Source organism: Stutzerimonas stutzeri, from assembly GCF_002890895.1.
GTDB classification, from domain to species: Bacteria; Pseudomonadota; Gammaproteobacteria; order Pseudomonadales; family Pseudomonadaceae; genus Stutzerimonas; species Stutzerimonas stutzeri_AB.
Window position 1 is genome coordinate 553,319 of sequence record NZ_POUL01000002.1, and the last position, 15,599, is coordinate 568,917.

Annotated in this window: 12 protein-coding genes; 4 read left to right on the forward strand and 8 right to left on the reverse strand. The window is 59.5% G+C overall.

Going from position 1 to position 15,599, the window contains the following annotated elements; all coding sequences use genetic code 11:
• Positions 1-81: 81 nt before the first annotated feature.
• From rpsA to mtnA, 8 genes are all read right to left on the reverse strand, one after another.
• Entirely contained in the window at positions 82-1,767 is a 1,686-nt protein-coding gene (rpsA, locus tag CXK96_RS05380; protein ID WP_083380720.1) for a 30S ribosomal protein S1, read from the reverse strand.
• Positions 1,768-1,939: 172 nt separating this feature from the next.
• Positions 1,940-2,626, reverse strand: coding sequence for a (d)CMP kinase (gene cmk, locus CXK96_RS05385; RefSeq protein ID WP_102835442.1), 687 nt, complete (start codon positions 2,624-2,626; stop codon positions 1,940-1,942).
• Positions 2,623-4,869: a bifunctional prephenate dehydrogenase/3-phosphoshikimate 1-carboxyvinyltransferase gene (locus CXK96_RS05390; protein WP_102835443.1), complete on the reverse strand. Its 2,247-nt coding sequence runs from the start codon at positions 4,867-4,869 to the stop codon at positions 2,623-2,625. The genes cmk and CXK96_RS05390 overlap by 4 nt, the downstream gene beginning before the upstream one ends.
• Positions 4,866-5,975 carry a histidinol-phosphate transaminase gene (gene hisC / locus CXK96_RS05395; protein ID WP_102835444.1) on the reverse strand — a complete coding sequence of 370 codons (1,110 nt, stop codon included), beginning with the start codon at positions 5,973-5,975 and terminating at the stop codon, positions 4,866-4,868. Before hisC ends, CXK96_RS05390 begins: the two co-directional genes overlap by 4 nt.
• Before the next feature lie 105 nt (positions 5,976-6,080).
• Entirely contained in the window at positions 6,081-7,178 is a 1,098-nt protein-coding gene (gene pheA, locus CXK96_RS05400; RefSeq protein ID WP_102835445.1) for a prephenate dehydratase, read from the reverse strand.
• Entirely contained in the window at positions 7,178-8,263 is a 1,086-nt protein-coding gene (gene serC, locus CXK96_RS05405) for a 3-phosphoserine/phosphohydroxythreonine transaminase (RefSeq protein WP_102835446.1), read from the reverse strand. The genes pheA and serC overlap by 1 nt, the downstream gene beginning before the upstream one ends.
• 139 nt (positions 8,264-8,402) lie before the next feature.
• Positions 8,403-11,210: a DNA gyrase subunit A gene (gene gyrA, locus CXK96_RS05410; RefSeq protein ID WP_102835447.1), complete on the reverse strand. Its 2,808-nt coding sequence runs from the start codon at positions 11,208-11,210 to the stop codon at positions 8,403-8,405.
• Positions 11,211-11,334: 124 nt separating this feature from the next.
• Positions 11,335-12,411 carry an S-methyl-5-thioribose-1-phosphate isomerase gene (gene mtnA, locus CXK96_RS05415; protein WP_102835448.1) on the reverse strand — a complete coding sequence of 359 codons (1,077 nt, stop codon included), beginning with the start codon at positions 12,409-12,411 and terminating at the stop codon, positions 11,335-11,337.
• Between the two features lie 331 nt (positions 12,412-12,742).
• Here mtnA and CXK96_RS05420 point away from each other — a divergent pair, with 331 nt between their 5' ends.
• The 4 genes from CXK96_RS05420 (at position 12,743) to imuA (ending at position 15,597) form a co-directional block, all read left to right on the forward strand.
• Positions 12,743-13,039 carry a DUF3649 domain-containing protein gene (locus CXK96_RS05420; RefSeq protein ID WP_102835449.1) on the forward strand — a complete coding sequence of 99 codons (297 nt, stop codon included), beginning with the start codon at positions 12,743-12,745 and terminating at the stop codon, positions 13,037-13,039.
• Positions 13,036-14,550, forward strand: a complete 1,515-nt coding sequence (locus CXK96_RS05425) for a PepSY-associated TM helix domain-containing protein (RefSeq protein WP_102835450.1) — start codon at positions 13,036-13,038, stop codon at positions 14,548-14,550. Before CXK96_RS05420 ends, CXK96_RS05425 begins: the two co-directional genes overlap by 4 nt.
• The gene (locus CXK96_RS05430) at positions 14,547-14,870 is read left to right on the forward strand and encodes a DUF3325 domain-containing protein (RefSeq protein ID WP_102835451.1); all 324 of its coding nucleotides are present in this window, start codon (positions 14,547-14,549) and stop codon (positions 14,868-14,870) included. Before CXK96_RS05425 ends, CXK96_RS05430 begins: the two co-directional genes overlap by 4 nt.
• Positions 14,871-14,979: 109 nt before the next feature.
• Positions 14,980-15,597 carry a translesion DNA synthesis-associated protein ImuA gene (gene imuA, locus CXK96_RS05435; RefSeq protein WP_102835452.1) on the forward strand — a complete coding sequence of 206 codons (618 nt, stop codon included), beginning with the start codon at positions 14,980-14,982 and terminating at the stop codon, positions 15,595-15,597.
• Positions 15,598-15,599: the final 2 nt, after the last annotated feature.

A 15,599-nucleotide genomic window follows, 5' to 3' on the forward strand; every position in this document is an offset into this window, starting at 1 on the left:
AACCTTGCTCGATCCCAAAGACACAAAATTCAGGCACAAAAAAGGGCGACCGCAGTCGCCCTTTTTAATGGATTACAGAACTTAGTTCTGGTTTTCCATTTGTGCACGGATCAGATCACCAATGGTGGTCGGACCGGCAGTCGGCTCTACGTCCTGCTTGGTACGCAGTTCCTTCATCGCGTCCTTCTCGTCTTCAACGTCTTTCGACTTGATGGACAAGCTGATGACGCGGCTCTTACGGTCGATGCTGATGATCTTGGCTTCGACTTCTTCGCCTTCTTTCAGTACGTTGCGCGCGTCTTCAACGCGGTCACGGCTGATTTCAGAGGCTTTCAGTGTGGCTTCGATATCGTTGCCCAGATCAATGATGGCGCCTTTGGCGTCAACTTCTTTCACGGTACCGCGAACGATGCTGCCCTTGTCATTGACGGCGGCGTAGTTGGAGAACGGATCGTCTTCCAGCTGCTTGATGCCCAGGGAGATGCGCTCACGCTCCGGGTCGACCGAGAGGATAACGGTGTCCAGCTCGTCGCCCTTCTTGAAGCGACGCACGGCTTCTTCGCCAGCTTCATTCCAAGAGATGTCGGACAGGTGAACCAGACCGTCGATGCCGCCGTCCAGACCAATGAAGATACCGAAATCGGTGATCGACTTGATGGTGCCGGAGATGCGGTCGCCCTTGTTGAACTGGCCAGAGAAGTCTTCCCATGGGTTGGACTTGCACTGCTTGATGCCCAAGGAGATACGACGACGCTCTTCGTCGATGTCCAGAACCATGACTTCCACTTCGTCGCCGACCTGTACAACCTTCGACGGGTGGATGTTCTTGTTGGTCCAATCCATCTCGGAAACGTGTACCAGACCTTCAACGCCCTCTTCCAGCTCAGCGAAGCAGCCGTAGTCGGTCAGATTGGTAACACGCGCGACAACGCGGGTATTTTCCGGGTAGCGAGCCTTGATGGCAACCCATGGGTCTTCGCCCAGCTGCTTCAGACCCAGCGATACGCGGTTGCGCTCGCGGTCGAACTTCAGCACCTTGACGTCGATCTCGTCGCCAACATTGACGATTTCCGACGGATGCTTGATACGCTTCCAGGCCATGTCGGTGATGTGCAGCAGGCCGTCCACGCCGCCCAGGTCCACGAAGGCGCCGTAGTCGGTGAGGTTCTTGACGATACCCTTGACCTGCTGGCCTTCCTGCAGCGATTCCAGCAGAGCTTCACGCTCGGCGCTGTTCTCGGCTTCCAGGACGCTACGACGGGAAACGACAACGTTGTTGCGCTTCTGGTCAAGCTTGATGACCTTGAATTCGAGTTCCTTGCCTTCCAGGTGAGTGGTATCACGCACTGGACGGACATCAACCAGGGAACCTGGCAGGAACGCACGGATGCCGTTAACGTCGACAGTGAAGCCGCCCTTAACCTTACCGTTGATAACGCCCTTGACCACTTCCTCAGCTGCGAAAGCCGCTTCCAGAACAATCCAGCACTCTGCACGCTTGGCTTTTTCGCGGGACAGCTTGGTTTCACCGAAGCCATCTTCAACCGCGTCCAGCGCAACGTGAACTTCGTCACCCACGCTGATGGTCAGCTCGCCCTGCTCGTTGTAGAACTGCTCGACCGGGATGACGCCCTCGGACTTCAGGCCGGCATGAACAGTGACCCAGTCACCGTCGATGTCGACCACGATGCCGGTGATGATCGCACCCGGCTGCATGTCGAGGGTTTTTAGGCTTTCTTCAAAAAGTTCTGCAAAGCTTTCGCTCATGTTTATTCCTGCTGTTTTCGGACGAGGATCCGCCCAATCTCCACATCCCAGATAGAAGTGGGTTCATTCATATAAAAAAAGGCCTGCGGGACTAGATCTGGTCTCCCACATGCCTCCTTGTTAACAGCCCCCGAATTGGGTGACCGTCAGGCCGCCTCTCGGCGGTCGCTCTTCAGGCGAAATCGCGTTTGGCAACTTCGCTCAGAATCTGTCCTAGCACTTGCTCGATGGAAAGATCGGTGGAATCCAGCTGAACCGCATCATCTGCCGGCTTCAATGGCGCCACGTCACGCTGGGTATCACGCTCGTCGCGCGCCCGTATCTCATCGAGAAGACTCGCGAGATTAACATCATCACCCTTGCTATTCAACTGAAGGTAACGGCGTCGGGCCCGTTCTTCGGCACTGGCCGTAAGATAAATCTTCAATGGCGCGTCGGGAAAAACCACCGTACCCATATCTCGACCGTCAGCAACAAGTCCGGGCGGTTCACGAAAGGCTTTCTGCCGCTGCAGCAGCGCTTCACGTACCACTGGCAACGCGGCGACCTGTGAGGCCCCAGCGCCGACTTGTTCGTTGCGAATCGCCTGAGTGACGTCTTCGCCCTCCAGGATGATCTGCATTCCCTCGCCACCTTTGGCCGCTCCGAACTGCACATCCAGATGAGCGGCCAGCAGTTTCAGCGCCTCTTCATTGGTCAGATCTACGCCGTGGTTACGCGCTGCGAAGGCAAGCAAACGGTACAGCGCACCGGAATCGAGGAAATTCCACCCCAGCTTGGCCGCCAGTAACGCCGCAACCGTGCCTTTGCCGGAACCGCTCGGACCGTCAATGGTGATGACGGGGATCTGCCTGATCATGAGTTATCCTCCACACCAACCCGCATCCCGGCCCGCTCGGCCAGTGCAAGAAAGTTCGGAAACGAGGTAGCAACATTGGCACAATCGTGGATTCGGATCGATGCACTTGCCCGAAGCGCGGCCACACTGAAGGACATGGCGATACGGTGGTCACCGTGCGCCCAGACCTCTCCGCCACCAAGGGAGCTGCCGCCTTCGATAATAATCCCATCCGGGGTGGGAGTGGCATTCACACCGAGTGCTTGCAGACCATCGGCCATTACCTGAATGCGATCGGACTCCTTGACTCGCAACTCCTCGGCTCCGCGCAGCGTGGTTCGCCCTTCGGCACAGGATGCAGCCACGAACAGCACAGGGAATTCATCAATCGCCAACGGCACGAGTTCTTCGGGTATATCGATCCCCTTCAGCTGAGCGGCACGCACGCGGATATCCGCGACCGGCTCACCGCCCACTTCGCGCTGATTGATCAACTCGATGTTGGCACCCATCAGTTTGAGAATGTCGATGACGCCGGTACGGGTCGGATTGACCCCTACGTGTTCGAGCGTGATATCGGAATCCGGCGCAATGCTCGCAGCAACCATAAAGAATGCTGACGACGAAATATCGGCTGGCACTTCGATCTGAGCCGAGCGCAGCGTATGACCTGGCTCGACCGTAGCCGTGTTGCCCTCAACCTGTACCGGATAGCCGAAGCCTTGCAGCATCCGTTCGGTGTGGTCCCGTGTTGGCGCAGGCTCAGTGACGGATGTCTTTTCGGCAGCATACAGACCCGCGAGGAGCAGGCAGGATTTGACCTGAGCACTGGCCATGGGCATATCGTAGTGCATACCGGAAAGCTTCTGACCGCCGCGGATGATCATCGGCGGGCGGCCCTCAGGGGCCGTCTCGATCACCGCCCCCATCTCGCGCAAGGGCTTGGCGACACGGTTCATCGGTCGCTTGGACAGCGAGGCATCGCCGGTCAGGGTGGTGTCGAACGGCTGGGCTGCGAGCAAGCCGGACAGCAGGCGCATTGAGGTGCCTGAATTACCGAGATAGATCGGCCCTGGTGGCGCCTTCAAGCCATGCAGGCCAACACCGTGCACCGTCACACGCCCCTGATTAGGGCCCTCGATAACCACACCCATGTCGCGGAATGCCTGGATGGTTGCCAGCGCATCCTCACCTTCAAGAAAGCCCTCAACTTCTGTGGTGCCTTCTGCGAGCGAACCAAGCATGATGGATCGATGAGAAATGGATTTGTCACCTGGAACACGAATTTGGCCGCTGAGGCTGCCGCCAGGATTGGCGAGGAAGATCAGATCTTTGGAATGCATAACGTCCACATAGGCTCTGCGAGCCAGTATTTTGCTGAAATGTTCCCGGGCAGCCTTGGCGCGCGTGAACACGCCCAACAATGTATGCCCGTCTCCTTCATCGACCGCGGCGCGCAGGGCGTCGAGGTCGGCACGAAAATCGTCCAGGGTATGCAGCACCGCTTCTCGATTGGCGAGAAAGATGTCGTGCCACATCACCGGATCGCTGCCCGCAATACGGGTGAAATCTCGAAATCCACCCGCGGCGTAGCGAAATATTTCCAGGTTTTCGTTGCGCTTTGCCAGCGAATCCACAAGACCAAATGCCAGCAAATGCGGCAGATGACTGGTCGCGGCCAGCACTTCATCGTGATGCCGGACATCCATATGCTCGACATCGGCGCCCAAGGCACGCCACAACCCATCTACAAGCGCTAGCGCAGCCGGATCGGTATCTTCCAGAGGCGTCAGGATTACCTTGTGCCGGCGGAAAAGCGTGCTTTGGGCAGCTGTGACACCACTCTGTTCCGAGCCGGCTATCGGATGCCCAGGCACGAAGCGAGGCGGCATTCGACCAAACTGTTCGCGGGCGCAGCGGACCACGTTGCCTTTGGCGCTGCCTACGTCAGTCAACACCGACTGCCCGAGATCGAGCCGCGCGAGTTCGGCCAGCAGGCGCTCCATCGCCAGGATCGGGACGGCAAGCTGAATCACGTCTGCGCCCTGACAGGCCTCAGCGAGGCTGCTAGCGCAGCGATCCACTACCCCGAGTTCGACCGCTAACTCGCGCGACCGTGGGTCCAAGTCAAACCCGACGACCTCGCCACAGTGCCCGCCTTCACGCAGCCCCTTGGCGAACGAGCCACCAATCAGACCCAGACCAACGACGGCCAGTCGAGGCAGCGGCTTCGTTCCGGGGAGCGGCTCGCCGTTTCGGCTCAACGTCCAAGCGCCTTGCGCAGAACTTCCAGAAACCGTTCGTTCTCAGCGCCGGTACCGATCGACACCCTGAGAAAAGTCGGCATCCCGTAAACAGCCACAGGCCGTACGATCACTCCGTCACGCAGCAATACCTGGTTGATGGGGGCCGCGTCACGGCCAAAATCGACCGCTATGAAATTACCTTTGGAAGGTATCCATTCCAGCCCCAGCTCTTTGAATCCCGCTTCAAGTTGCTGCATACCGGCAGCATTGCTGGCACGGCTTCTGGCCAGGTATTCCTTGTCATCAAGCGCTGCACAAGCCGCGGCTAGCGCGAGGCTGTTGACATTGAATGGCTGACGCACGCGATTAAGGACATCCGCGATCTGAGCTGAACAGATCGCATAGCCCACGCGCAGCGCCGCCAACCCGTAGGCCTTGGAAAAAGTGCGTGAAACCAGCAGGTTCGAGTGCGAGCTCAGGAACGCCAATCCGTCCGGCAGCTCCCCATCATGGGCATACTCGATATAAGCCTCATCGAGAACCACCAGGACATGCTCGGGCACGGCAGCCAGGAATTGCTCCAGCGCTGCGGCGTTGAACCAGGTACCTGTAGGATTATTGGGGTTGGCGATAAACACGACCCGGGTGTTCGAATCAATGGCGGCCTGCATGGCATTCAGATCATGCCCCCACTGCTTGGCAGCAACCGCCCTGGCCTCAGCGCCCACAGCTTGGGTAGCAATGGGGTAAACCGCAAACGCATGCTCGCTGAACACGGCATTGAGGCCAGGGGCTAGATAGGCCCGTGCGACCAGCTCGAGTATGTCGTTGGAGCCATTTCCGAGCGTGACCTGCTCGATGCCGACGCCGTAACGCTGCGCCAGTTTCTGCTTGAGCGCGAAACCGTTGCCGTCGGGATAGCGGGTCAGCTCATCAAGCTGCGCGCGGATCGCATCGAGGGCTTTCGGGCTGGGGCCCAGCGGATTCTCATTGCTGGCCAGCTTGACGATGGACTGCGGATCGAGATCGAGCTCTCTGGCCAGTTCTTCCACAGGCTTGCCAGGCACATAGGGCGACAGCTTTTGCACACCTGGCTGAGCCAGCGCAAGGAAATCACAAGACATATTCAGCTCCGCTGGAGCTGCAAGCCCGGAGCGTGAAGCCTGAAGCGCCAGGCAAACGACGTTGCTCTCGACTTCCAGCCTCAGCTGCCAGCTTGCAGCTGCTATTTAGAGTACTGCTTTGGGATAGGACCCCAGCACCTTCAGTGCCACCGCTTCGCGGCCGATTTTCTCCAGGACATCCTTGATCAAGGGATCCTGGTGGTGACCAATGCAGTCGATGAAGAACACATAGGTCCATTTGCCGCTGCGCGACGGCCGCGTTTCGATCCGCGTGAGATCGATGCCATTGGAATGAAACGGCATCAACAGCTCATGCAGCGCGCCCGGCTTGTTGCGCATGGAAACGATGATCGAGGTTTTGTCATCACCGGTGGGCGGTACTTCCTGGCTGCCGATGATAAGAAAGCGCGTGGAATTGTCCGGGCGATCCTCTATTTTTTCGGCAATCTTGGTCAAGCCATACAACTGCGCCGCCATGTCGCCGGCGATCGCAGCGGAGTTCCACTCGCTTTTGACCCGCTTCGCGGCGTCTGCATTACTGGAAACCGCCACGCGCTCGACGTTCGGGTAGTGAGCATCAAGCCACTTGCGACATTGCGCCAGCGACTGGGCATGCGAGTAGATACGGGTGATGCGATCCGTCTTGGTCGTCTCGCCCACCAATAAGTGATGATGGATGCGAAGCTCGACTTCGCCGCAGATGACGATGTCGTGCTCGAGAAAACTGTCGAGGGTATGGTTGACCGCCCCTTCGGTGGAGTTCTCCACAGGCACTACGCCGAAATTGACCGCACCGGCGACCACTTCACGGAACACCTCGTCGATCGCGGCCATCGGTTTGCTGATCACCGCCTGACCGAAATGCTTGAGCGCCGCAGCTTGGGAGAAGGTGCCTTCCGGCCCAAGGTAGGCAACCCGCAGCGGCTGTTCCAGCGCCAGGCAGGACGACATGATTTCCCGGAAGAGGCGTGCCATTTCCTCGTTATCCAATGGCCCCTTGTTCAGCTCCATGATGTGCTTGAGCACCCAGGCCTCGCGCTCGGGGCGATAGAACACCGCTTCCTCGCCCTCGGCGAGCGCGGCTGTCTTGACCCGAGCCACGTCCTGAGCGCAACGAGCCCGCTCACTGATCAGCTCGAGAATTTTCTCGTCGAGACTGTCGATGCGTACACGCAGCGCCTTCAGCCGGTCGACATCGCTCATCAGCCGTGCTCCTTCTCGAACTCGCGCATATAGGCGACCAGCGCTTCGACCGCATCCAGGCCAACCGCGTTGTAGATGGAAGCACGCATGCCCCCCACCGAACGGTGACCCTTGAGGTTGAGTAGCCCACGTGCATCCGCACCGGCCAGGAACGCTTTGTCCAGTTGCTCATCGGCAAGCCTGAACGGGACATTCATCCAGGAACGGGCGTTGGTGGCTATTGGATTGGAATAGAAATCGCTGGAATCGATCACGCCGTAGAGCAAGTCCTTCTTCGCGCGGTTGCGCTGCTCCATGGCTTCGACGCCACCCTGCTCCTTCAGCCACTCGAATACCAGGCCCGAGAGGTACCAGGAAAAGGTCGCCGGTGTGTTGTACATCGAACCATTGTCGGCGGCGATCTGGTAATTGAGCATGGTCGGGCAGCTGGAACGCGCCCGCCCAAGCAGGTCCTCACGAACGATTACCACCACCAGACCCGATGGCCCAATGTTCTTTTGCGCACCCGCATAGATCAGACCAAAGCGGGAAACATCCAGCTGTCGCGAAAGAATATCCGACGACATATCGACAACCAGCGGGGTGTCGCCCACCTCCGGAACCCAGTCGAACTGCAAGCCGCCGATGGTTTCGTTACTTGCATAATGCAGGTAGGAGGCATTGGCGCTCAGCTTCCACTCGTTCTGGCCTGGGATGGCGAAATAGTCATAGGGTTTGGCGCTGGCGGCTACATTGACGTGGCCGAAACGCTTGGCTTCCTCGATGCTCTTTCGCGACCAGATGCCGGTATCAATGTAATCGGCGACGCCATCTTCAGGGAGCAGATTCAGCGGTATCTCGGCAAACTGCTGGCTGGCACCGCCCTGCAGAAACAGCACCTTGTAGTTCGAAGGAATGCTCAGCAGATCGCGCAGATCCTGCTCGGCCTTCTCGGCAATCGCTGTGTACTCGTCACTGCGATGGCTCATTTCCATAACGGATAGACCGCGTCCATGCCAGTCAAGGAGTTCAGCCTGGGCGCGCTGCAGTACGGCCTCAGGGAGCGCGGCGGGACCTGCGCAGAAATTGAACGCGCGTTTGCTCATCTTCGTTCTCTCAAAAACGGTCGATACCTAGCTCGCTCCGTCCGTGCCAAGGGCTCGGCTCAGTGCTCGCCATTCCTTCATCTGCAAAGAGGCACACACGAAACGACGGCGAAGCCTTCAAGGCTGCGCCGTCGTCCGATCAATCCTCGTCGTCGGTGGGCACTACATCTGGCGGAACGTCGCCCCCGCCGCCCAGCAAATCATCTTCGCCTGGCTCGGTGCTGACTACGGGCATTTCCTTATCCAGCGCATCCTCATCGATTACCGCCTCGATGTCTTCCAGGACGTCCTCTTCGGAAGGTTCTTGCACCCGCTCAAGGCCTACAAGATGTTCATTCTTGCCCAGCTTGATGAGGGTAACGCCCTGCGTGTTGCGGCCCAGCGAAGACACCTCGTCGACTCGCGTACGCACCAGCGTGCCCTGATCGGAAATCAGCATGATTTCCTCGCCTGATTGCACCTGAACTGCGCCAACCAACGGCCCGTTCCGATCATTGGAGACCATTGCAATCACACCCTGACCGCCACGACCGCGGCGCGGGAACTCATCCAGCACGGTGCGCTTACCATAACCGTTCAGGCTCGCCGTTAGGATCTGGGCATCTGGCTCAGGGATCAGCATCGAAATCAAGCGCTGCCCTTCAGGCAAGCGCATACCACGCACACCGCGGGCGGTACGGCCCATGGTGCGGACGTGCTTTTCCTTGAACCGGATAACCTTGCCGCCATCGGAGAACAGCATCACTTCGCGCGCACCATCGGTCACGGCTGCTGCAATGAGGGTGTCGCCCTCCTCCAGGCCAAGCGCGATCAGACCCACGCTTCGCGGACGGCTGAATTGCGACAGCGGCGTTTTCTTCACGGTGCCCTTCGCGGTCGCCATGAAGATATAAGTACCGGTAGGCTCGTCCACCGACTCGTCGGTCTCGTCACCCTCAATCGACTCTTCGACATCATCGATTTCGCCGATGATTTCGGCGTCTTCGATATCATCGTCGCCGTTCAGCTGTTGCTGTCGCGCCGCCTCGATATCGACCTGCAGCATCGCGGTGATGTGCTCACCCTCGGACAGCGGCAGCAAGTTCACCAGCGGACGCCCGCGAGACGTGCGCGAGGCCTCTGGAATTTCATACGTCTTGAGCCAGTACACCTTGCCTTTGCTGGAGAACAGCAGAAGCGTGGTGTGGCTGTTAGCGACCAGCAGATGCTCGACGTAATCCTCTTCTTTCACCCCGGTTGCAGCCTTGCCGCGACCGCCCCGACGCTGCGCTTGATAAGCGGCAAGCGGCTGGGATTTGGCATAGCCGCCGTGGGAGATGGTGACGACGCGCTCTTCTTCGGTGATCAGATCAGCAAGAGTCAGATCCAGCCGCGCTTCGAGAATCTCGGTACGACGCGCGTCGCCGAAGTCGCGCTTAACGCCTTCAAGCTCCTCACGGATGACCTCCATCAGGCGCACCGGGTTGGTCAGGATGCGGATCAGCTCGCCGATCTGGGTGAGAATCTCCTGATACTCGCTGAGCAGTTTTTCGTGCTCAAGACCCGTCAGGCGGTGCAGGCGCAGGTCAAGAATGGCCTGGGCCTGTTCCGGGGACAGGTAATACTTGCCGTCGCGCAGACCGTACTGCGGATCGAGACCTTCAGGACGACAGGAGTCGGCACCGGCGCGCTCGACCATCGCCTCAACAGCACTCGATTCCCACTCCTTGGAGATCAGCGCTTCTTTGGCTTCGGCTGGCGTCGGCGAGGCCTTGATCAGCGCAATCACGGGATCGATGTTGGACAGTGCGACTGCCTGGCCTTCGAGAATATGCCCACGCTCACGCGCCTTGCGCAGCTCATAGACGGTCCGGCGAGTCACGACTTCACGGCGATGGCGGACGAAGGCTTCGAGCAGCTCCTTGAGGTTCAAGGTGCGCGGCTGCCCGTCGATGAGGGCCACCACGTTGATGCCGAACACGCTCTGCAACTGGGTTTGGGCGTAGAGATTGTTAAGGACAACCTCTGGCACTTCACCGCGGCGCAGTTCGATCACTACGCGCATGCCGTCCTTGTCGGACTCGTCGCGCAGCTCGGTGATGCCTTCGAGCTTCTTTTCCTTGACCAGCTCGGCGATTTTCTCGATCAGCCGCGCCTTGTTCAGCTGATAAGGCAGCTCGGTGATGACTATCTGCTGACGGCCACCCACCTTGTCGATGTCTTCGATGGTCGAGCGGGCACGCATATAGATGCGTCCGCGACCGGTGCGGTAGGCCTCTACGATGCCGGCGCGACCGTTGATGATGCCCGCGGTCGGGAAGTCCGGGCCAGGAATGAACTGCATGAGTTCATCAATGGTGATATCGGCGTTTTCGATCAGCGCCAGGCAACCGTCGATGACTTCACTGAGGTTGTGCGGCGGAATGTTGGTCGCCATGCCCACGGCGATACCGCTGGAGCCGTTGACCAACAGGTTTGGAATCTTGGTCGGCATGACTGCCGGAATCTGCTCGGTGCCATCGTAGTTGGGCACCCAGTCGACGGTTTCCTTATCCAGATCCGCCAGCAACTCGTGCGCCAGCTTGGCCATACGCACTTCGGTGTATCGCATGGCTGCAGCGTTATCGCCGTCCACCGAACCGAAGTTGCCCTGGCCGTCGACCAGCATGTAGCGCAGCGAGAAAGGCTGCGCCATACGCACGATAGTGTCGTAAACAGCTGAGTCGCCGTGAGGGTGGTATTTACCGATCACGTCACCGACCACACGGGCGGATTTCTTGTACGGCTTGTTCCAGTCGTTGCCCAGCTCGCTCATGGCAAAAAGCACACGGCGATGCACAGGCTTCAATCCGTCGCGCGCATCCGGCAGCGCACGACCGACGATTACGCTCATTGCGTAGTCGAGGTAGGACTGCTTGAGTTCGTCTTCGATATTGACCGGGAGGATTTCTTTGGCCAGTTCGCCCATGGAAGCCTGGTTCCTTGTAGTCAGCAGGGTCCTGCGATTAAGCGCGGAATGGTATCACAGCTGGGGAGCCGCAGGCTCCAGGATGCACACTCTGGAATGCATGACCGGGTGTGCATCGACAACCTCAATGGAGCCGCTTTCGACTCATCAGCGCGGCGAGCTTGGCCGCATTCGGTCGTTCGACGATGCCTTTCTCCGTGACGATGGCATCGATCAGGTCAGCAGGGGTGACATCGAAGACAGGATTAAAGGCCTCGACATCTGCTGCGAACCGCTGACCGTTGACCTCCAACAGTTCGTGACCGCCGCGCTCCTCGATGGGTATGTCCTCACCTGACTCCAGCTCCATATCGATACTCGAGCTGGCTGCTACCACCATGAACCGTACGCCATGGTGCATGGCCAGCACGGCAAGCTGGTAGGTACCGATCTTGTTGGCGATGTCACCATTGGCCGTGATCCGATCGGCGCCAACAACGACCCAGGTGATGCCGCGGGTCTTCATCAGATGCGCCGCCGCCGAGTCGGCATTCAGCATGACCGGCACGCCCTCGCCGGCCAACTCCCAGGCGGTCAGCCTGGAACCCTGCAGCCACGGACGGGTTTCGTCGACATAGACACACTCGACCAGCCCTTCCAGGTGTGCCGCGCGGATAACGCCGAGCGCAGTGCCGAACCCTCCGGTAGCCAATGCCCCGGTGTTGCAGTGAGTCAGAATGTTTTGCGAGTTGCCCTGATGCTTGCGAATAAGGTCGACGCCGAATTGCGCCATGGTCAGATTGGCTTCGCGATCACTGGCATGGATGGACGCCGCCTGAGCCTCGGCAGCGGTCAGCGGATCTTCGCCGGGCTTCAGACGGTCAAGGCGTTCGCGCATCTGGTTCAGCGCCCAAGACAAATTGACGGCGGTTGGACGCGTGGCCGCCAGCAGCTCAAAGTCGGATTCAAGTGCCGCACGCCAGTCCTCACCTTCGGCGAGCCGGGCCCTTAGTCCCATGACCAGTCCGTAGGCGGCGCTGATACCGATGGCTGGCGCGCCGCGCACGACCATTTCACGGATCGCCGCGGCCACCGCTGCAGCAGAATCACAGGTATGCCAGAGCTCCTCCAGGGGCAGCTTGCGCTGGTCGAGCAAACGCAACTGTCCGCCCTCCCATTCGATGGCCTTTACCTTTTCCGCGGCCAACAAACGTTCACGCATAGCATACCTCTTTTAAGTAAGCAATGGCCTGGCCGACGAGCGCTTCGGCGCAAAATCAAGGCCGGAAAACAAAGAAGCCCGGTCGCTTTCGGGCCGGGCTTCCTCGCTTTAATAGATTGGGACGGCGGACCGAATAATCGCCTTGCACCGTTCACCCGGCGCGAATCCTAATCGACTGATTTTGCTAGCACAAGCGACGGTCGCTGGCCGCTGTTGATTGGCTTCAGTGCTTCAGCTGGATCGCTGCGTGAGCAACCAGAGCTCTTGCTTATTACAAATCAAACAGATTCGCATTAACATGAGTGCCTACCATCCGCGGATCGTCTCTGTCATGAAGCGTTACCACCCCCTCCTCTCACTGGACCTGGCCGGCCGCATCACGGCCGCCCTGTTCGGCGGCTATGCGCTGGCTTTCGGCTCTACCGCCTTTCTATCCGTCTATCTGCCGTTGGCGCGAGCGGATCGAGTGGTCACAGCCAGCTTGCTGTGTTTTGCCGTCTGGGTAGCCGCCGTCATTTACACCTTTGCGGCCCGCAGCGCCTTGCGGGCCTGGCTTTGGCTGGGAGCGCTGACAGTACTGCTCTGTCTGGCCGCTTATCTGCCTGTTGAATGGAGAAGCCGACCGTGACCTTACGTCAATCGATGGCCGGGCTGCACACCTGGGGCGGGCTTCTGCCAAGCTGGTTGCTGTTCGTCATTCTGTTCGCCGGTACGCTGGCCTGCTTCGACAAGGAAATCGAACGCTGGATGCGGCCCGCGTTGCACGTACCTGCAACCAGCACCATCGATGCTGACAACGTCCGGCAGTGGTTGAATGCCAATGTAGAAGGGCCTCTGCATGCCTACTGGCTGCACGGCCCTACCGAACGCGAACCTTACTGGAAGCTGGGCTGGGAGAAAGACGGTACGGGCGAACGCGGCCGTGCAGCTTTCGATCCCGCTACCGGAAAGCCCATGCCGGACACGCTGGGCGGTGAGTTCTTCTTCACCCTGCACTACAACCTGCAGGCGGGCACGATCGGCATGTACATCGTCGGCCTTGCCGGCATGTTCATGCTGGTCGCGTTGGTGTCCGGAATCATCGTTCACAGGCGGATTTTCAAGGACTTCTTCACCCTCAGGCCGCAGGCCAACGGCCAACGTGCCTGGCTCGATGCACACAACCTGTTCGGGGTAATCGGCCTGCCCTTCCATCTGGTACTGGCTTACACAGGCGTCGCCATTTTTGTCGCGACCTACATGCCGGCCGGCGCGATGGTGGCCTATGACGGAGATCCGCTGGCCTTTTTTGAGGAGGTCCAGGGCGGCTATCACCGCAACGAGATGGACAAACCCGCAGGTGAGCTGACTTCCCTGGATCGTCTGATCAGCGATGCCCGTCAGCGCTGGAACGGCGGCGAGCCAGGTTGGTTGATCGTCGAGCACCCGTTCGACGCCTCGGCAGTGGTCAGCATTCGTCGGCTTGACCCTTCACGTATCGGTTCACCGCAGGACACCCTAAATTACGACGCCACCACTGGCGAAATGCTCCACCAGCAGCAGGCACCCACCAGCTACGAGGCCTATATGTGGATGGGCGGTTTGCACATGGCGCAATTCGGCGGGCAGATCGTTCGACTGTTCTACGGACTGATGGGACTAGCCGGCTGCGCAATGCTGATTGCCGGTTCAGCAGTCTGGTTGCGCAAGCGTGAAGCTCGGCAGATCAAAGGGCTGAAGGTGGTTCGCGCACTCAACGGAGCGGTTTTTTTCGGATTTCCGATCGCTTCGCTCACACTCCTCTGGGCCAACCGTCTGTTGCCGGACACCCTGCCTGACCGGGCGACAGTCGAAGGCTGGTGCTTCGCCTTGAGCTGGCTGGCAGTGGCAGCCTTCGCATGCATCAGGCCTTGCCAACCCGCACGGGCCACCCGTCAATTGTTTGCGGTACTGGCGATTCTCGCCCTTGGCCTGCCTGCGCTGAACGGTATCGTGGCTCCGCAAGGCAACCTTGTTGCGAGCCTGACCCGAGGTGATATGACGCTCTTCGGCATCGACCTGGTATTGCTGACCGTTGGGTTGGTGTGTGCCTGGCGGGCTGTTGCCCGCCCCGAGGCGCGACCGGCACGAGAGAGGCGCATGCAGGAGGTTTCACCATGACGCTACTCGCTTTTGCGTTGGCTTACGTGGGCATGCTTGCACTGTGCCTGGCGATGCCCCGTCATCATCGGCAACTGTTCAATCGCGCACCGAGCCCTCTTCTGCAGCGAGGGCTGCGCCTGCTGGCAGGCGGACTGCTGATCGCCATCGTCATGCTTGATGTCACAGCACTGGGAGTGTCAATAGGTCTGATCGTTTGTCTGGGCCAGTTGATGTGCGCCGGGCTGCTGGTAGGCCTGATGCTCGCCTGGCGTGAGCGCATGGCACTGCCGATGGGCGCTGCCCTCAGCGTGATAGGAGCCCTGAACGTTCTGGTGTGAGCTAGCGCATACCCCCTCAGTCGATGACGTTCATCACATCGACTTGACCCGCACTCAGGCAAAGCAGAATACTGTATCCATATACAGTATTCTGGGTTTGCGGTTCATCATGTCCTCCGTTGTCTCCCTTGATCGGTTGCTCGATGCACGCCGCCTATGGCGCGGCCAGCCCAGCGTCGTCTCGACCAGTAACCAGCCAACCGGACATCCCACACTCGACGCCGCTCTGCCCGGCGGTGGCTGGCCGGATGCAGCACTGAGCGAGCTGCTGATCGCTACCACAGGGATTGGCGAGTTACGGCTGCTCTGGCCCACCCTGGCACGCCTGACCGCTGCTGGCGAACGGGTGGTACTGATCGCCCCGCCTCATCTGCCCTTCCCTCATGCCTGGCTCGCTGCCGGCGTCGATCTGCGCCAACTCAGCCTCGTTCAAGCGCAAGGACGTGATGCATTGTGGGCAGCGGAACAGTGTCTGCGTTCAGGGAGTTGTGGTGCTGTGTTGTGCTGGCCGCAGAAAGCGGATGATCGCGCCTTGCGTCGCCTGCAGGTGGCCGCCGAAACCGGACAGACGCTGGCCTTCGCCTACCGCTCTTTGCACGAAGCCGTGAATCCTTCTCCAGCGGCACTGCGCTTGGCAGTCGAGGCTCAGCCGTCTCAAGTGCGTGTACTCAAGTGCCGCGGCGGACTGGCGCCCGTCCAGCCGATTTCTGCCGTGGGATGGCAGTGAAG